Here is an 18,941-nt window from a genome sequence, read left to right as displayed (position 1 = left end):
TTGAAAAAACCTAAAAAGAATGTGCGTGTTACGTTACAAGAGGTGGCAGATCATGCTGGCGTATCGACGACGACCGCTTCTTTAGTCGTTAGAAATAACCCAAGAATATCAGAAGCTACCCGAAATAAAGTATTAGCATCTATGGAAGAATTGGGATACGTTTATGACAGAGTAGCTGCCAATATGCGATCTCAGAATTCCAATATCATTGGGGTCATCGTTACGGATATTGCAAATAAATTTATTTCAGAATTTTTGATAGGTGTACAAAATACACTGGAGGGCTTCGGTTATACAGTATTGCTTGGTACAACCTTTGATTCCGTGGAAAAACAACAAAAATTAATATCGACGATGGTAGAGCATCGAGTAGATGGGCTGATTCTTAACCCCGCCTCGAGAAGTGTTGGTAAAACAGCAAAACAGTTAAATGATTTGAAAATTCCTTTAGTGCTTGCTAATCGGGAATTAACCGATGTGCATGCAGATTATGTAGGGATTGATTATCCAGAAGGAACGTATAAAGCAATAAGTCATTTAATCAGCAAAGGACATGAAAAAATAGCCTTTTTAGGCGGGGTGAAAAATTCTTCCACATGGACAGAAAGAATGGAAGGCTACCGGATGGCGCATGAAAATGCTAATCTGACGCTTGATGAATCACTTGTCATTGACAGTGAACCAACCGATAAAGGTGGCGAAGAAGCAGCTTTAAAGATGCTGGATTTACCGGAGATCCCTACTGCTATTTTTTGTTTTAGTGATTTAATCGCTTTTGGCGTGATGAAGGTGTTAACTCAAAAAGGGATCGTGATTGGACGTGACATCGATATTGTAGGATTTGATAATATTCCCGAAGCAGAAATATATCATCCGCCATTAACGACGGTTTCTTCCTATCCTAAATCTATTGGCAATCAAGCGGCAAAACTTCTACATAGCAAAGTAAAACGTGAGAGTGAGGAAATGCATCGCGTGATTCTTAAGCCGCAGCTTGTTATCAGAGAAACATCTAAATAATCGATAAATAAAGAGAGGACTTTCCTGTTCGTATAGGAAGGTTCTCTCTATTTTTGAGAAGGAAAATAGAGAGTATTTGAAGTGAAGAAAGTGAAAGACGTCACAATGTTGACACAAAAAAACTGCAGGAGTATAGTGGATTTCGTTGTTTAAGTATATCGTTATACCAAAAACCACCTAAATTTATTCTTATATTAGGTTTATTTTATTTTACTTATTAGTATATCGATATACTAATAAATTTGGAAATTATCGTACCAACTATATAGGAGGGTGAGAGGAACTTTCTATAAGAGAGCACATTGCAAAGGAGAAACGTCATGAAGCATCCATACTTAAATATGGGAGTAGGGATTTATCTAAGTTATTTGCTTTTAGGAATGGTCAATATCGTATTGGCATCAAATATGAGCTTTTTATCGGAACGTTTGGATGTTTTCCGGACAGACATCAGTTTGCTGATCTCTGTTGTTGGGATTGGGCACTTGCTTAGTATCAATATTGCAGGTAAGCTGTCGGATCGCTACGGAAGAAAGCCATTACTCATATCGGCTGCCATACTTTACGCTGTATTCCTTATAGGGGTACCGACAACCACTCATTTCACATTGGCTATGTTTTTCGCTTTGTTTGCAGGTGTAAGTAACTCATTACTAGACGCTGCTTCCTATCCAGCGCTTAATGAAGGGTTTAAAGAAGCAGCGGGCACAGCAACGGTTTTGATTAAAGCATTTATGTCCATAGGAGCTGCACTTCTTCCTGTATTCATCGCATTTTTGATATCCCAAGACATGTTTTTCGGATATGCATTCTTCCTGCCGGCGATAGTATTTATTGGCCTGGGATTTTACTTCATTCCCGTCCGGTTTCCGGCTGTTAACGGAGAGAAGCGTAAGGAAGAAATGGACAAGGAGAATGTCGAAAAGCAAGCTTCCCATCCGCATAGCTGGAAGGAAGGCACGGCTATCGTATTGATTGGATTTTTTTCCGTTTCCATGACCATTGTCATTCAGACCTGGCTGCCTACATTTGGCCAAGAAATGATTCAGCTGAATGAAAATAATGCAGTAAGGCTGCTCAGCTTTTACAGTGTTGGCGGGCTTATTTCTGTTTTACTGCTTGCCTGGTTACTGAAAAGAATCATCAAACGGTCTTGGTTAAAGCAATGGTATCCATTGGCGCGACCTTATTACCAGTTATCCTGGCGTTTCTAGCTTCTCATGATCTTTCATGGGGCTGGTCATTCTACCTATTAGCAGTCTTGTTCTTAATAAGTGGTATGTATTTAATCTTTATGCCATTCCCAGCATTCAATACAAATGAAAAGAATGAGAAAACAAGCGAAGCTCAAGATAATCGTTTTAAAGAGAAACCAAAGTTTTGGGGAGAAGGACTGGCAATCATCCTTATCGGGTTTACGTCTACAGCCTTGTTTGTCGTTTGGCAGACATGGCTTCCGGAGCTGGGTACAGGATTCATGGACTTAAGTGAAAATGTCGCTGTACAGCTTTTAAGTTATTTCAGTATAGGTGCATTGGTATCTGTACTCCTGTTAGCTGTCGTATTGGACAAATTTATTAAGCCGATAACGATCATGATCATCTACCCGGCAGTTGCTTTTATATCCATGCTAATGCTTTTCTTTGTTCATTCTTATCCGGTTGTTATCGCAGCTACATTTATCCTTGGATTGTCAACTTCTGGTATTTTCCAATTGGCAATCAGTGTGATGACAGACTTCTTTGTAGAGAACAAAGGAACAACAACATCTTACGTAAATATAGCAGGAAGCGTCGCTTTCATACTCGTTCCAATCATCACAAGCTCTTTGGTTGGAGGAATTGGTATTTCTATGACATTAGTATTTGATATGGTCATCGCGTTATTAAGTATTTTACTTGCTGTATTTGTATTTTATCGAGGCAAGAAAGTACTCAATTAATAGAATTAAATTAAATTTAAAGGAGATAGAAACATGATGAATAATGATAAAAACCTTGCAAAAATTAACGGTAAAACAAAACTTGTAGGATTGCTGGCCACCCCAATCGGGCACAGCATTTCGCCTGAAATGCATAATTTGGGATACACCATTGGCGGTTTGAATTATGCATATTTAGGTTTTGAAGTAGGGACTGAAAGCCTTGAAACAGCGGTAGAAGGCATGAAAGCAATAGGAGCAGCAGGATTCAATGTATCTATGCCGAATAAAATGGAAGTCATCCAGTATCTAGATGAAGTGGATGACAGTGCAAAATATGCGCATGCCAGCAATACTGTCGTGAACAGAGACGGCAAACTGATTGGGTATAATACAGATGGTTTAGGATATGTGAAAAATCTGAAAGAACACGGTGTAGAGATCGAAGGTAAAAAAATCACCCTGGTCGGTTCCGGTGGTGTTGCAACGCCAATAGCTATTCAACTAGTACAATCTGGCATTAAAGAAATTAGTATCTTTGCCAGAGACGACAAGTTCTTCCCGCAAGCAGAAGCAAATGTATCCTATATCAACAATGAGATGGCTCATTTCGGAGTCAAAGCAAATATTTTTCCTTTAGAGGATAAAGATACTTTCCGTAAAGAAATAGCCGAAAGTGCTGTTCTGGCAAATGCTACAAGCTTAGGGATGAAACCACTGGATGAAATGAGTATTCTGGATGGTCTTACAGATGTACTGCGCGAGGATTTAGTTGTAACGGATGTGGTCTATAACCCGCAAAAAACAAAATTGTTAGCACAAGCGGAAGAGGCTGGATCTACGGCAATTAATGGCCTGGGAATGGTTTTATGGCAAGGCGCTTTGGCTTATAAACTATTTACTGGGGAAGACATGCCGATTGAAGAAGTCAAAAAAGAATTGTTTGATGAGATTTTATAGTTGTATGAGGGTTACTGGGAATAAATAAAAAGCTGTCGAGGGGATCGGCAGCTTTTTGTTTATTTTGCTGTTTTGATTTTAACCCGTATTCGAATACTTTTCTTGTTAGGAGGGTATTGTATGTTATGGTAGACAATCTTATCAATTTACTGCTTTCCGTTTTGGATTTGAGCCAGTATATATCAACGAAAGGGGAATCATACATTGAATAAAGAAGAACGTATTAAAGTATTACAAGATATCATAAAAATAAAATCAGTAAACGACAATGAATCCGAAGTAGCGGATTACTTCGCAAATCTATTCCAAAAACATGGAATAGAATATGAAAAAGTAAAATATAGTGAAGGACGTGAAAGCCTAGTAGCCACTTACAAAAAAGGTGACGGTAAAGTATTAGGAATCAGCGGGCATGAAGATGTGGTAGCAGCTGGTGATGAAAGTGAATGGAAATACCCGCCGTTCTCAGCGGAAATCGATGGGGATAAATTATACGGACGGGGTTCAACGGATATGAAATCTGGTCTGGCAGCTTTAGCAATCGCTATGATTGAAATCAAAGAAGAAAACGCAGATATCAACGGTACATTGAAATTCATGGCAACGGTTGGTGAAGAAGTCGGTGAATTAGGATCGGAACAATTAACGAAGGAAGGTTATGCAGATGATCTGGATGGATTGATTATTGGCGAACCAACCGGTCCAGCATTGATTTACACACATAAAGGTTCCATGAACTATACCATTGTTTCACGTGGAAAATCGGCGCATAGTTCCATGCCTAAAGAGGGTATTAATTCCATCGCAAATATGAATGAATTTGTGACGCGTGCTAATGCAGAAATGCAAGAAGTCACGAACAAATATAAAAATGATGTATTAGGTGAGACTGCTCATTCTATTACAATTATTAATGGCGGGGATCAGGTTAACAGTATTCCTGCTGTGACAACGTTACAAGGGAATATTCGTACGATTCCTGACTTTGATAATAGCAAAGTGAAGGCAGTGTTGCAAGGTATTGTTGATGATTTGAACAAAAGAGAAGGGTTTAATTTAGAATTAATCGTGGATTATGATATTTATCCTGTAGAGTCTAAAGCGGATTCGGAATTGATTAAAGCGATCCAGGCTGTTTCTAAGCAAGAATTGCCTGTGACTGGTATTTCGCCAACGACGGATGCGGCTGCTTTTACTAAGGCTGATAATGAATTTGATGTTGTTATTTATGGTCCTGGGGTTTCGGAATTGCCTCATCAGGTGGATGAGTATGTGTTGGTTGAGGATTATTTGGGGATGATTGATGATTATAAGGCGATTTATGAGGAGTATTTGAAGTAAGTTGTCAGGAGTTGATAAATATATCACACCTCAATGAACTATAGTTGAGGTGTTTTTTGTGCATGAATTGTTAGCTATAGAAGCAGAAAATAATTATTATGCTGAAGGTTAAAAATTTAATCACTAAGAAAACTATAAATCGTTTTTAACATCAAGTATTTCCAAATTAGGAGAACGATTCACTGCTCTTTTTCTCTGAATGGTCAGCATTTTTTACTATTCAGTAACTTAGTGTAATTCCATTATTGTGTTGCGTATTTCAAAACATCTAGTCTCGCCCTATGCCAGTTTTTTTGCATATATTCCCGTGCTCCTTCACCGTCTTTATTTTTAATGGCCTCTAAGATAAGTTTATGCTCCTTAATAGCTTGCTCTAAATTAACGCCGTGTATATAGCTTGTTTCAATTTGATAGATTTTTAAAAATAAAATTTCCGCATGTCGAATTAATAACTTATTGTCACATAATTTATAAATAGTTCTATGAAATTTTATATCATTCTGCTTCCAGGAAAAAAAATCCATTGCTTTTCTCTCCTTCTCCATTTCATCTAAGTATTGATTAAGTTGATCTATTATTTCTTCTGAAGGATTTTTCGCAGCTAAATAAGCAATCATTCCTTCGATTGCTTCAATCATTTCATAGCAATCACTTATGTCTTGTGCAGAAAGAACCTTAACAAAAGCCCCTTTCCGAGGGAAAATATCTATAAAGCCTTCTACAGATAATAGTTTGATTGCTTCTCTTACGGGGGTTCTACTCATATTTAACTGTTGGGCAAAATCTTCTTCAATAACAGGATAACCTTGAGGTATTTTGTTTTCAGTGATTTTATTTAAAATGTAATCGTATGCAATTTGTGTTTGGTTTTGCTTCATCCTAGTAATCCTCCATAATTAACTAATTTTACATATTAATTATAACATTATACGTATAAAAAAATAAATAATCTGAATATATTTAATAATTAGTTGACATTGTATTTTTATGTGTATACAATATAAAAAACAATTAAAGTGTTGGAGGTTTTAAGATGAAAGTAGATTTAAGCAATATGCGTATTATTGATAATCATTGCCATCCATTTATTTTAAGCAGGGAGGTTAAAAGTTTTGATAATTGCTTCACACTGTCATTGATTCCACCCAAAAGTCAGGATACTAGAAATACATTATTGTTTAGGATGATAAGAAAAGAATTGATTGATCACTTTAATTTAGATCCTTCTATTACGGATGATGAATTAATTCAATTTCGTAATGATTTATATCATAATAATCCTGAAAAATATGTTAATGATTTATTTAAAGACAGCCGTGTGGAAAGCTTTCTAGTAGACTATGGATTTCCTGTGTTGGGTGATCGGCTGGCCCAGGAAGAGCTGGACTGGTTTCATACAAAAGTTGAGGATGCAGGTATTAAGGTTAGACGTGTGCATAGGGTAGAGGCTACTTTTCACCCTCTTTTTGAGAAGAAGGTCAGCTTTGAGGATCTGGAGACTACTTTTATTCGTGAACTGAGAAATGAAGTGGAAAATAACCATACGATTGCATTTAAAACGGTAATCGCCTATCATACCGGTTTAAATATTCAAGAGGTAACAAGAGAAGAGGCTAATGCCGGTTATAAAGAGTTTTTACTGGATGCGAATAATGTAAAAGCAGAGAAAAAAGTGAGAGATTATTTGGTTTTACAGGCTTTGGAATTATGTATGGAGTATGATATTCCTATGCAGATGCATTCAGGGGCTGGTGATGCGCCGCTTAATAATTTGAAACTATCAAGCCCGATTTTATTACATGATATTATTAGTAACCCTGCTTACCGACCAGCCAAGATTATATTCATACACACCGCATATCCGTTTGTCGAAGAGGCTAGTTATTTAGCTAATCAATATCATAATATCTATTTAGACTTATCATCTATGATTCCATTTAGTAGTATTGGTGCTTATACAAAATTAAAACAAATCTTTGAGATGGCTCCTTTTACGAAAGTTTTATATGGATCAGATGGTTTTACGATACCTGAGGTAAGCTGGCTGGGTACGAAAATTATTAAAAATGCATTGGAGGAGGTTTTGAACGAACTGATTGATAAAGGCATTATAGATGTAGACTACGCACATAAAGCAGCTGAAATGATATTATCAGAAAATGCGAGAAATCTTCATCATAAAAACTGGGACAGCTGATATAGTTTAAAGAATAATAGGCAAGGGCAAGGAAGTGTGTTGGCCAGCTTTAAGTTAAGTCTAGATAAGTGTAAGTACCGTCTTTGTTTAATAGATATTTTTGAAGGGTTTTTATAAAAGGTATATTAAATCGTTTGGAAGTGTATTATCGATTGTTAGATTGTCTTGCCATGTTTTCTTTAAAAATGGGGATAGCGCCAACACATATGTTAGATAAGAAATGAAGCTAACACAAAATACAGAGGTGCTGTGTAAAAAGGGAGAGAACTCGATGGGAGTGCAAAAAACAGATAACGTAACCCAAAATGAAAAACCGACGAATATATTTAAGAAGATATCAAACTTATTAGGTCCTACGTTCATTGCAATATCTTTAACGATAGGCGGAGGAACTGTAACGACCGTCACATCTATGGCAGCGCAAACCGGTTATAAATTTCTTTGGAGCTTAATACCGCAAGTGTTTTGCTTGTTCATTATTCTCATGATGTGTAACAGGATTACGCTCGTAACTGGGCAGGGTGTTATTTCAGGAATTAGAACATATTTAAACAAGTATGTAGCATGGATTTTTGCTGGTGTCGTGCTTTTTGGAACAATTGTTTTCCATGCTCCACAGTATACATTAGCTTCTTCCGTCTTTTCATCAATTGTAGGAGGTAATGGGAGGGTTTGGGCAATCGGGGTCTACTTAATGGTTTTATTTATTTTAATAAACCCGTTAAAATACAAAAATCATATGAAGCTGATTGAATTTTTTTTAAGAGTATGTGTGTTCGGATTGATTCTAGCCTTTGCTATGGTACTTTTCTTTATAGATATTGAATGGGGGGAGGTCGCAGGAGGACTTGTACCATTAATACCATCTAACCAAAATGAATGGTTTCTTTTTGCAGGTATTATGGGAGCAGCGCTGACGATAAATGTACCTGTGTTGGCAGCATATGTTGTGAAACAGCTGAAATGGAACGAAAGTAATATAAAGTCAAATAACAAGGAAAGCTTATTTTCTAATTTTCTGTTTCTGATTGTTCAGTCACTTATCATCATTACTATTGGAGCTACACTTTTTACGGCAGGAGTGGTACCTTCATCAGGACTTGAAGGTGCATTGGCACTATCTTCTTTTACAGGAAGCTGGGGAGGCATTCTATTTAGTATCGGATTATTGGGTGCGGTTATATCTACCATTATTACGCAATTATTAGTCTGTGGTTATGTGATTACCGATTTATTTAATTGGGATCAGGATGTCAATTCTAAAAAATTTATAATGATTCAGATAGTTATTGCAACGCTTGGAACATCCGGCCCTTTAATTGGTTGGAATGCCGTTACAGCTATGACAGCAGCAGGGGCTATTAATTTAACATTTATGCCGATTGGGTTATTAATTTGGTGGACGATCGGAAACAAAAAAAGTGTCATGAACCAATACAGATTTAACTCGTTGGAAAATATAGGTATAACCATAGCTGTTTTACTTAGCATTATGGCTACAATAACATTTTGGATTAACTTTATAAGATAATTTTTAAAATCATTTCTTAGATAGCTGGAGGAGTCTAGATGACAAACATAAATAGTCGAGTTGAGAAAGACTTTTTAGGAGAAAAAGAAGTACCAGCTCATGCTTATTATGGGATTCAATCGTTGCGCGCAGTTGAAAACTTTCCGATTACGGGATATCGTATCCATGAAGAATTAATAAAAGCGATGGCTATTGTTAAAAAGTCAGCCGCAATTGCGAACCGGGAAGTTGATCGTCTTGCGGATCATTTAGAGAAAGCTATTGTTCAAGCAGCAGAAGAAATTATTGATGGCAAGTGGCATGATCAATTTATTGTAGATCCTATACAAGGAGGAGCAGGCACATCTATTAATATGAATACTAATGAGGTGATTGCCAATCGGGCCTTAGAAATACTCGGAAGACAGAAAGGTGATTATGCCTTTTTGAGCCCTAATACACACGTGAATATGGCTCAATCAACTAATGATGCATTTCCAACTGCTGTTCATATTGCAACACTTGCTCTATTGGAAAAATTACTAACTACAATGGAATATATGCATCAAGTATTCCAAGACAAGGCAAAGGAGTTCAACCATGTTATTAAAATGGGACGAACGCATTTACAAGATGCAGTTCCAATACGGCTGGGATTAGAATTTGAAGCATACTGTCATGTAATCAGACGGGATATAAAAAGAATTACACAATCCCGCCAACACTTATATGATGTGAATATGGGAGCAACAGCTGTGGGAACAGGCTTAAATGCAGATCTTAGATATATTTCAGCTGTTGTCAAACAGTTGGAAAGGGTCAGCGGTTTTCCGCTGATTGCAGCTGAAAACTTAGTAGATGCCACGCAAAACACAGATATCTATACAGAAGTATCTGCATCCTTAAAAGTATGTATGATGAATATGTCCAAAATGGCTTCTGATTTAAGACTAATGGCATCCGGTCCACGTGCAGGTTTAAATGAAATTGATATGCCGGCCCGGCAGCCAGGGTCTTCGATTATGCCTGGAAAAGTAAATCCTGTAATGGCTGAGGTTATAAATCAAATTGCTTTTCAAGTGATTGGGAATGATAATACCATTTGCCTGGCGTCAGAAGCTGGTCAGCTTGAGTTAAATGTTATGGAGCCGGTTCTTGTTTTTAATTTACTCCAGTCAATTGGTATTATGAATAATGGTTTCACCGTTTTTACGAATTATTGCATTTCAGGTATAAAAGCAAATGAAAATCAAATGAAGCATTATGTAGAAAAAAGTGTTGGAACACTTACGGCTATTAATCCGCATATTGGTTATGAAACTGCAACCCAAATTGCCCGTGAAGCTATCACCACAGGGAAATCTGTACGTGAGTTATGCAAACAATATGGTATTTTGTCTGAAGAGGATTTAGACCTTATTCTAGACCCTTATGAAATGACAAACCCGGGTATATCTGGAGCTCCTCTATTAAATAAGTGAATAAGCAGTTATTTGTTTAATAGGTAACAAAGCGGTTTTGATTTGTTTAAAAAATATAGGAAATAACAAGGTGTTCAGTAATAATTTAATTCGGTAAAAATAGAAAAAGAAATCTTTTGAATTTAAATGTTAAGAATACTCTATCAAAAAATATAAAATACGGAGGTTATTAATATGGGGAAAATAACATTAGATTTAGCAAAAGAAATAATTGCAGGTGCAGAGGAAGAAGCAAGAAAAATTGGAGTTGCTATGGTTATCTCAGTAGTGGATGACGGGGGCAATTTGATTGCGATTCACAGAATGGATGATGCTTGGTTAGCCAGTATAGATATTGCGCAAAATAAGGCCTGGACGTCCGTTTCCTTAAAAATGCCATCTGCAAACTTGGCTGAAGCTACTGTTCCTTCCGCTGAACTTTACGGTTTGAATACAACAAACAATGGGCGGCTAGTTGTTTTTGGCGGCGGTATCCCGTTTGTTCAGAGTGAAAAGGTGGTAGGTGCAGTAGGCGTTAGTGGAAGCACCGTTCCACATGATGTTCAAGTAGCGGAGGCTGCTGTTCAAGTATTTAATAATAAATCGTTATCATAAAATGAACAAAGTATATTCAGTGATACGCTGTTGAAAATAAAGAAGGGAGTCTCTGGCTTATAAAGCCTGGGCTCTTTTTATTTTACAATAAAGCCTTGAAAATCTCTATTACAAGTGCAATACATTGACCAATGAAGTAGATACTTCTGTTTTTGGTTCTACCATGATGGAGTTGTTTGCCGAATCCTTTTCCTTGGATGATATCGCTCAAATGGAGCTGGAAGAGCTGGCTGAGCTCCTCCAAGAGAGAGGAAAAGGTCGCTTTCGTCAGCCGGAAAAAGTAGCGAAATCTATCCAAAAGGTGATTCGTGATTCCTATCGTTTAGGCAAAGTCGTACAGGACTCGATTGATATCGTATTGGCCACCTATGCCAAACTGATTCAAACACTTCAAAAACAGGTCAAAGAATTAGATAAAGGGATTGAATCCCTATTTGACATTATTCCAGAAGGACAATGCTTGAAAAGTGTACCGGGTATTGGTCCGGTTTATGCGGCAGGTATTATCGCCGAAATCGGTCAGATTGATCGATTTGAAACACAAGCGCAGTTAGCCAAATATGCCGGTCTCTTCTGGAAAAAATCGCAATCAGGCGACCATGAATCGGAACGAACACCACGAGTCATGTCGGGAAATCAGTATCTTCGTTATTACTTAGTTGAAGCTGCCAACTCGGTCCAACGAAATGAACCCGCCTATCGTGAATTTTACTTAAAGAAGTATAAAGAAGTTCCGAAATTTCAACACAAAAGAGCCCTTGTCATGACTGCAAGAAAATTAGTGCGTTTGGTGGATGTGCTACTACGCAATCACCAACTCTACACGCCAAAAAGGAGCGTGTAACTCAAAAGCAAATAGCTGCTTTTGAATCCTTTTAACTGACCCGAACAATCATTCTTGTGGCGATGCGAGTTTAGTTCAGTGCGCCTTTTTTTCCTTTGAAAGTCCATAATCAACTTTATTTTTTATGGATTTTCTCTTGACTTATTACCACAAGTCTTATCCAATACCCCAGCAACAAACTCCCGATTCAACCATAAACACTGTTTTGTCACAACTTGACCAGTAGGGAGTGTTACGGTATCTTTACCATCTTTAGCCTTCGGTCGAACATGTGCCACGCCATTAAAATTAGCCTTAGGAAAGTTATTTTCTTGCCTTGTTGTTTTTCCATATTTTTTGACTTTTAAATCTAGACCAACTTGCATTAATCTATTAACTTCACCATAGATACCTTTAACTTCATTATCGATAATTTGCAAAGGCATATTCCATAATTGAATGCCTTTTAAATGTGGGAGTCTATCTGGATTTTCACTTTTAGTTTCATTATACTGAAATACAACAAATAAGAATTTTGTTGTCACAAATTTTTCTCGTACTGAACTGTCTTCCCATTCTTCATTAACCCATTCATCAAAGCGAATATTTTCAAATGACATATGTTCACGCGGTAAGCCATTAGGCTCTAATCGGATAGTTTTAAACTGGATATTTGCTTTAGAGAACTCTTCTATCTTATCTAAACGAGTGCCTTTAATCCCTAAGAGAGCACTGATGAGAAGAGCGATGGATGATTTAGCTTTCCTATTGTATTCAATGTCTAATGTTTCAGCGATTTGTATATCAGACATTCCGATATAATCTTTAAAACGATTTTCTAAAATCTTTTCAAAACTTAACTTATGTAGTTCTTCTTTCTTTGTAAAAGATACCAATTCTTCTTTCTTTATAATTTTTCGATATAAAGCAGTCATATAGCTTTGTTTTAATGCGTACGCGCGCTGCATAGCAGGTATTTCCGAGTATGGCTGCTTTCTTAGGGATTTTTTATTGGCTCCTTTTGGACATGCTCCTAAATAGTTGGTATCTCCTTCAGATAACTCATGTGCTTTTCCGGCCTTGATTTTATTTATAATAGTTTCCCAGTCTTGTTTTATAATTTCTAAATCAGCTTCTGGAAAGGTATAAAGAAGGCTTTTATAAATTTGATAGTCCTTTCGTTCTGCATTAGGTAGCCATTTATAGAGCATTAAAAGTATTTTTTGGTTTTTATTCCAAAAACTGGACGTAAAGAAGCTACATTGAACTTCCTCCATGTAATTGATAATATTAAGCACTAATCTTTCCTTGGAAGACACAGTACCATTTTTATTAATTTTAAATGGAGTGACTTTTAGCTCGATACCCAATTCTTCAAAATCAGGTGCTGCATTGGAATTTACTTCATAACCAAAATAGCTTTCCTCAATGATATGTCCTAATCCGCCTTTCGATTTCGCATTATTTAATCTTCCCTTTTTATCTAATTCTTCAAAACTACTTCCTTCTGCAGCGATAGCTTTTTCTAATAATTCTTCTTCTGTTTCGTAGATCATAATTTCCCCACCTCAAAAAGAACATTAGTTCGTATTATGTGATATAATTATGTTAAATCTTAATAACATGTTGATCTTCGTCTCACTTTTTATTATAATTGTTATTAGGTATAATGAATACCGAAAGGGTGTATAGCATGTTGAAAATTATGGAACTCTTTGCTGGAGTTGGTGGGTTTCGGCTTGGACTAGAACAAATTAAAGATTTTGAAGTTGTATGGGGGAACCAATGGGAACCTTCTAAAAAGAGTCAAGATGCTTATAATTGTTATGCCAAGCGGTTCGAAAATAAAGGTGACCACTCCAACGTAGATATTGCTGAAATAAATGAAAAACAATTTATTAATAATGATATAAATTTGATTGTTGGCGGCTTTCCTTGTCAAGATTACTCCGTTGCACGTAGTCTATCGGGCGAAAAAGGTTTAGAGGGGAAAAAAGGCGTCCTATTTTGGGAAATTACAAGAATGGTTAAAGAAATTCAGCCCAAATATTTACTTTTAGAGAATGTTGATCGTCTACTTAAATCTCCTTCTAAACAGAGGGGAAGAGACTTTTCTGTTATGCTGGCAAGTCTTCGAGATTTAAATTACTCGGTAGAGTGGAGAGTAATTAATGCTGCGGATTATGGACAAGCTCAAAGAAGAAGAAGAGTATTTATATTTGCTGTGCATAATAGTACAGCTTATTTTAAAAATCTTTTTAAGAAAACAAACCCTAGTATTATTCATGATGATGGTTTTTTTGCTCCTGCCTTTCCGGTAGAAGAAAACTTTGTAGAGAAACATCCACCCAGAGAATTTCAATTACCAAAGAATTTATTGGAAGTATCTGATGAAGTCTCACAAAAGTACTTGAATGCAGGGATTATGAAAGATGGAATGGTATATACAGAAGAGGTTATACCTCAAACAGAACCTTTCATTCCATTAGGTAGTATTCTACAATCGGAGGTAGAGGAAAAATATTATTTAAGTGAGACGTCTATTGAAAAGTTTCGTTATCTTAAAGGACCTAAACGAATTGAAAGAACATCAGCAACAGGACATAGTTACTTCTTTTCAGAAGGGGGGATGGCTTTCCCTGATGCTCTTGATAAGCCTGGAAGAACTATGTTGACTAGTGAAGGAACAAATAATCGTAGTACGCATGTTGTTGAAGATCCATTAACACAGAGATTAAGATTTTTGACACCTATAGAATGTGAGCGCCTTAATGGTTTTCCCGATAATTGGACAGAAGGCATGGCCGATAGAATGCGTTATTTTTGTATGGGTAATGCACTAGTTGTAGGATTAATTAAAAGAATGGGGCAACGCATTAATGAAATTGAACAAGAAGAAATTAAACAATTAAAGGTTGAACCTCAACAACTGAGCTTATTTGGCTTTTAATAGAATATATTTGTATAAAAAATCATCTTATCAGTAATCACTATAAGATGATTTTTTGATTTATTATATAAGAATTTAGTATAGTATAATTATATTATAAAAAATTAGGAGAGTAATAAAAGAATGGCAGGTTATATTTTTACATTAGACAGTATAGATTCTCTGAAAAAAATTGCGGAAACAGGAGTATATAGTACAAAATTTAAAAATATCCCAGAAAAATCTTGGAGAACGCCTCATGAAGGAACTTTTGTGGACTATCTATCGATGAAATCTGAGGATAATGTTTATTTCTTTCATAAGAGAAAAATCTATGGAATAGGGAAATTAATTAATATTCATAATCAATGTATTTTCTTGAATTTTCCTGATGCTGATAAGCCAGGAACTACAACATTCGATGTAATGAAAGATAAGATGCTCCTTAATGAATCAAAAGAAGATTTAAATAAAAGGTTTGTATGTACTTTTAAAGGCGAGCCATTTTTATTTAAAAAAGGTGTAGACATGGATGAGGTTTTATCTTCAAATCCTAATGCATTTAAAATGTTAAGAGCTTTATGGAAATTATCTTTTATAAAGATCGATGAAACTGAAAATAAAGCACTTTTTGATTGTATTCTAAAAGCGAATGAATCACGTATGGATGGAAAAGAAAATTCCTATCCATTTGATAGAAAAGTACATGAAAGAATAAAAAATAAATATACACCTGAATATTCAGTTACCTCTAAAAATATTGTTAAATGTGCTGTGAAGAATAATAATATCCAGCATGAGATGGCTATTGAAGCGGCTATTGTTGATTATATATCTAGAAATGATTCTAATAATATCTATGGGAAATGGGATTACGTTAGCCATCAAGTGATAGCTTCTCCATTTAAGCCAATTGACTATATGGATAAGATGGACGTGTTTGGTTATAGATATATTAAAGGCTATAACACTATTTCAAAATATCTAATAATAGAAATAAAAAAGGATGCTGCAAATATAGAAGTTGTTGATCAAGCTATGAAATATGTTGATTGGATAGAACAAGAATACAGTCACGATTATAGTATGATTGAAGCTTTTATAGTAGCTTCTTGTATACCAGATGAAGTTGTTAAAAAGAGAAATGAGAGTGCGCTTCGTTTTTATACAAAAGGAAGAAACCCAGTAGAAACCTTGCGATGGAAGAACTTACGTTTAGTAGAGTATCAATATAATCAAAAGGAAAATCATATTATTTTTAAAGAAATAGCGCCCATAGAGTGAACTGTAGTGAATTAAAAAAGAGGTGACCCCCATGGAACTAAAACAACTACTCTACTTCAAAGAAATAGCAAACCAAAAAAGCATCACCAAAGCCGCCGAACAAATCCATATTTCTCAGCCGGCCCTAAGCAAGTCCATCAAATCCTTAGAAGAAGAACTAGGAACCCCGCTAATCATCCGGACAAATAAAACAATGGACTTAACCGACGCAGGAAAAACGGTATTGGAATACACACAAAAAATAACGAACTTAGTGGATGAAATGAAATTAACCGTAAGTGATTTAACGAATTTATCGGTAGGAGAGCTGAATATGGGTCTTCCGCCATTTATCGGGAGCCTGTTTTTCCCGGAAGTAATGAAAAATTTTCATCGCAGTTATCCGAATATCAAATTAGATATTACGGAGTATGGCGGAGCCAGGGTTGTTAAAAGTGTGGAGGAAGGGGAGTTTGAGCTGGGGGTGGCGGTGCTTCCTTTAGATGAGCGCATTTTTAATGTTTATCCGATTGTAAAAGAGAAGATGAAGCTGATTGTTCAAAAGGATCATCCGCTGGCTTCCTATTCGAAAGTGAATGTAAAGGATTTAAGGGATGAAGAATTTATTTTTTATCATGAGGATTTTGCTTTAAATCAAATTATCCGGAATCATTTCTTTACGATAGCGGGTTTTGAACCGAAAATTTTATTTAAGAGCATGCAATGGGATTTGATGTCGGAGCTGGTTGCTGCTGATTTAGGGGTAACGATATTACCGGAGTCTATCTGTAACCGTCTGTTTACGAAGGATATACAAATCATCGACCTGGAACCGACGATTATGTGGAAGCTTGCGGTTATCACGAAGAAAGGGAAATATATTTCCAATGCCGGAAGAAAGTTTATTGATTTTATTCTAACGGATTCATTATAACTTTGATTCATGAAAATGATAATTAATATGTATTTTACGAATGGTTCGGAGGGGCGTAATATAGATAACAGATGTTTTATATTACGTATAGAAGAAGGGAAAGCCTGTGAAAGTCTTAAAGGTTATTTTACAAATTTGTTTTTTACATGTCTTTCTGCTCCTGGGAGCAGTGTTAAAATATTTTATTCCATTGCCCATTCCCGCGTCTATGTTCGGATTATTTCTTTTGTTTGCGGCATTGTGCTGTGGTGTTATCAAGCTAGAGTGGGTCGATCAAGGTGCGAAATGGTTAATGGCAGAGCTGCTATTGTTCTTTATTCCTTCTGCTGTGGGAATCATCAATTATGAAGAGATTTTCAGCATACAAGGGTTAGAGATTGTTGGCTTGATTGTCATTAGTACGATAATTGTTATGGGTCTGACTGCTTGGACGGCAGAAAAAGTATCTGCTGCGAAAAAGGGGGAATCGCATTGATTATTGTTCTGTTTACGGTGATAACGTATTTGGCTTATATCCTTTCTAAAAGAATTTATAAAAAAATGAACTTTGCTCTTTTTCATCCGCTATTGTTAGCGCCGATCCTATTAATCGCGATTATTTCTATCATGCATGTGTCTGCCAATGATTATATGCAGGGATCCAAATTCTTATCACATATGCTTGCACCGGCGACGGTGGCCTTTGCAGTGCCGATTTATAAGAACCTGCCGATTATAAAAAAATATATGAAAACCATTGTTATCAGTATTACGACGGGGACACTGATGGCCATGATTTCTACATTTTTGTTATCTAAATTAATTCATCTCAGTGATGATTTTATTGTGTCGATTCTTCCCCGGTCAATCACTACACCGATTGCCATGGAGGTATCCAAAGAAATTGGCGGCTTGCCGACATTGACAACGGTTTTTGTGATCATCACAGGGATCGTGGGAGGAATCGTAGGTCCGAATGTGCTGAAATGGCTGTCTATCAAAACACCAATCGCCAAAGGATTAGCCTTAGGGATGGGAGCGCATGGTGTCGGTACGAATAAAGCCTTGGAATATGGAAAACAGGAATCTGTCTTTTCCTCCTTAGCAATGATTTTTGCAGCTCTCTTTACACTCGTTTGGGGTTCTTTGTTAACGTCCTTTATTTAAACCTTGAAAGACGGCTCGTCATCCAAACTATTTTTACTTCCCCCTCCAAACCATGTATAATAATGACTATAAAGAGATGAGGGGGAGTTGAAATGGTCCAATCAATCAATACAAAAGTGGATTTAGTTATTAATGGAACCTCACATATAAGGATTTCAGATTATGGCAGGATTATGATTGGCGATAAAGGATTTGAATTCTATAATAAACGGGATCCCCGAAAATATATTCAAATTCCTTGGGAGGAAGTAGATTACGTGATTGCTTCCGTCATGTTCAAAGGGAAATGGATTCCGCGTTATGCTATTCAAACGAAGAAGAATGGGACATTTACATTTTCATCTAAAGAGCCCAAAAAGGTGTTTCGGGCAATTCGTGAATATGTTGACCCCAATCGCATGGTCCGGTCATTAGGCGCTTTTGAGGTTATGAAACGCAACTTCAAGCGTAAGAAATCAAAAAGTTAATCGTTGTGAGTCCAAGCTAAATAGGATACCTTCTTTTCTAAGGTAGATGGATCCTGACGAATAAACGGTTACAGAAATGGCACAAGAAAAAATCCCTCTTGAAAGGGGAAAAATAGGGTGCTATAATAAGGAAAGAAGCTCATTAAAGTAATTGGAAAGCTTTTTATTTAGATAAATGGTTAAAACGCTTTCGAACATAATATAAATTAAATAAACACTTGCAATTATATTTTACGTGTTACTGATTCGATCAGGCATGAGTGAAAGGTAGTTATTAAAGCGAAGAGGAAGGACATCTCTGTCTTTTTATCTTCATTTAACCTGCTTTTTTCTCATGTCTTTTTTTATTGGTTCT

The 18,941-nt window shown here is 36.3% G+C and carries 17 protein-coding genes and 1 pseudogene; 16 read left to right on the top strand and 2 right to left on the bottom strand.

The window, feature by feature from the left end; translation table 11 throughout:
- From MKY45_RS22610 to MKY45_RS22590, 5 genes are all read left to right on the top strand, one after another.
- Positions 1-1,020 (top strand): LacI family DNA-binding transcriptional regulator, encoded by a 1,020-nt coding sequence (locus MKY45_RS22610; RefSeq protein WP_289585471.1) that lies wholly within the window; start codon positions 1-3, stop codon positions 1,018-1,020.
- A 320-nt stretch (positions 1,021-1,340) separates the two neighbouring features.
- Positions 1,341-2,234: an MFS transporter gene (locus tag MKY45_RS22605; RefSeq protein WP_341173446.1), complete on the top strand. Its 894-nt coding sequence runs from the start codon at positions 1,341-1,343 to the stop codon at positions 2,232-2,234.
- Positions 2,186-2,962 carry an MFS transporter gene (locus MKY45_RS22600; protein ID WP_341173445.1) on the top strand — a complete coding sequence of 259 codons (777 nt, stop codon included), beginning with the start codon at positions 2,186-2,188 and terminating at the stop codon, positions 2,960-2,962. Before MKY45_RS22605 ends, MKY45_RS22600 begins: the two co-directional genes overlap by 49 nt.
- A gap of 36 nt (positions 2,963-2,998) precedes the next feature.
- A complete protein-coding gene (locus MKY45_RS22595; protein ID WP_445667646.1) occupies positions 2,999-3,901 on the top strand; it encodes a quinate/shikimate dehydrogenase in 903 nt (300 codons plus the stop codon).
- 204 nt (positions 3,902-4,105) lie between these two features.
- Positions 4,106-5,242 carry an ArgE/DapE family deacylase gene (locus MKY45_RS22590; RefSeq protein ID WP_341173443.1) on the top strand — a complete coding sequence of 379 codons (1,137 nt, stop codon included), beginning with the start codon at positions 4,106-4,108 and terminating at the stop codon, positions 5,240-5,242.
- Positions 5,243-5,484: 242 nt separating this feature from the next.
- Here the strand turns inward: MKY45_RS22590 and MKY45_RS22585 are convergent, their stop codons facing one another.
- Complete coding sequence (locus tag MKY45_RS22585) at positions 5,485-6,120, bottom strand: GntR family transcriptional regulator (protein WP_341173442.1); 636 nt, start codon at positions 6,118-6,120, stop codon at positions 5,485-5,487.
- A gap of 155 nt (positions 6,121-6,275) precedes the next feature.
- On the opposite strand from MKY45_RS22585, the gene MKY45_RS22580 reads away from it, so the two are divergent.
- The 5 genes and pseudogenes from MKY45_RS22580 to MKY45_RS22560 form a co-directional block, all read left to right on the top strand.
- Positions 6,276-7,439, top strand: coding sequence for an amidohydrolase family protein (locus MKY45_RS22580; protein WP_341173441.1), 1,164 nt, complete (start codon positions 6,276-6,278; stop codon positions 7,437-7,439).
- 271 nt (positions 7,440-7,710) lie between these two features.
- On the top strand, positions 7,711-8,970 hold the full coding sequence (locus MKY45_RS22575) for an Nramp family divalent metal transporter (protein ID WP_341173440.1): 1,260 nt from the start codon (positions 7,711-7,713) through the stop codon (positions 8,968-8,970).
- Positions 8,971-9,008: 38 nt separating this feature from the next.
- Positions 9,009-10,430 carry an aspartate ammonia-lyase gene (aspA, locus tag MKY45_RS22570; RefSeq protein ID WP_341173439.1) on the top strand — a complete coding sequence of 474 codons (1,422 nt, stop codon included), beginning with the start codon at positions 9,009-9,011 and terminating at the stop codon, positions 10,428-10,430.
- A 174-nt stretch (positions 10,431-10,604) separates the two neighbouring features.
- Positions 10,605-11,024 (top strand): GlcG/HbpS family heme-binding protein, encoded by a 420-nt coding sequence (locus MKY45_RS22565; protein WP_341173438.1) that lies wholly within the window; start codon positions 10,605-10,607, stop codon positions 11,022-11,024.
- A gap of 94 nt (positions 11,025-11,118) precedes the next feature.
- A pseudogene (locus MKY45_RS22560) lies at positions 11,119-11,868 on the top strand (IS110 family transposase); the annotation flags it as partial.
- 122 nt (positions 11,869-11,990) lie between these two features.
- Here the strand turns inward: MKY45_RS22560 and MKY45_RS22555 are convergent.
- Positions 11,991-13,403 (bottom strand): Sau3AI family type II restriction endonuclease, encoded by a 1,413-nt coding sequence (locus MKY45_RS22555; protein WP_341173437.1) that lies wholly within the window; start codon positions 13,401-13,403, stop codon positions 11,991-11,993.
- Between the two features lie 137 nt (positions 13,404-13,540).
- Here MKY45_RS22555 and dcm point away from each other — a divergent pair, with 137 nt between their 5' ends.
- The 6 genes from dcm (at position 13,541) to MKY45_RS22525 (ending at position 18,586) form a co-directional block, all read left to right on the top strand.
- Positions 13,541-14,797 carry a DNA (cytosine-5-)-methyltransferase gene (gene dcm / locus MKY45_RS22550; protein ID WP_341173436.1) on the top strand — a complete coding sequence of 419 codons (1,257 nt, stop codon included), beginning with the start codon at positions 13,541-13,543 and terminating at the stop codon, positions 14,795-14,797.
- 123 nt (positions 14,798-14,920) lie between these two features.
- Complete coding sequence (locus MKY45_RS22545) at positions 14,921-16,060, top strand: hypothetical protein (RefSeq protein WP_341173435.1); 1,140 nt, start codon at positions 14,921-14,923, stop codon at positions 16,058-16,060.
- 31 nt (positions 16,061-16,091) lie between these two features.
- Positions 16,092-16,973 carry a LysR family transcriptional regulator gene (locus MKY45_RS22540; RefSeq protein ID WP_341173434.1) on the top strand — a complete coding sequence of 294 codons (882 nt, stop codon included), beginning with the start codon at positions 16,092-16,094 and terminating at the stop codon, positions 16,971-16,973.
- 106 nt (positions 16,974-17,079) lie between these two features.
- On the top strand, positions 17,080-17,448 hold the full coding sequence (locus tag MKY45_RS22535) for a CidA/LrgA family protein (protein WP_256705410.1): 369 nt from the start codon (positions 17,080-17,082) through the stop codon (positions 17,446-17,448).
- Positions 17,445-18,119: an LrgB family protein gene (locus MKY45_RS22530; protein ID WP_256705409.1), complete on the top strand. Its 675-nt coding sequence runs from the start codon at positions 17,445-17,447 to the stop codon at positions 18,117-18,119. The genes MKY45_RS22535 and MKY45_RS22530 overlap by 4 nt, the downstream gene beginning before the upstream one ends.
- Before the next feature lie 92 nt (positions 18,120-18,211).
- Complete coding sequence (locus MKY45_RS22525) at positions 18,212-18,586, top strand: DUF956 family protein (RefSeq protein WP_256705408.1); 375 nt, start codon at positions 18,212-18,214, stop codon at positions 18,584-18,586.
- Positions 18,587-18,941 lie beyond the last annotated feature (355 nt).

This window comes from Oceanobacillus sp. FSL K6-0251, from assembly GCF_038004725.1.
Taxonomy (GTDB): domain Bacteria; phylum Bacillota; class Bacilli; order Bacillales; family Amphibacillaceae; genus Oceanobacillus; species Oceanobacillus oncorhynchi.
The sequence above is the reverse complement of the archived record's forward strand: the minus strand, read 5'-3'. Positions and strand labels throughout refer to the sequence as shown.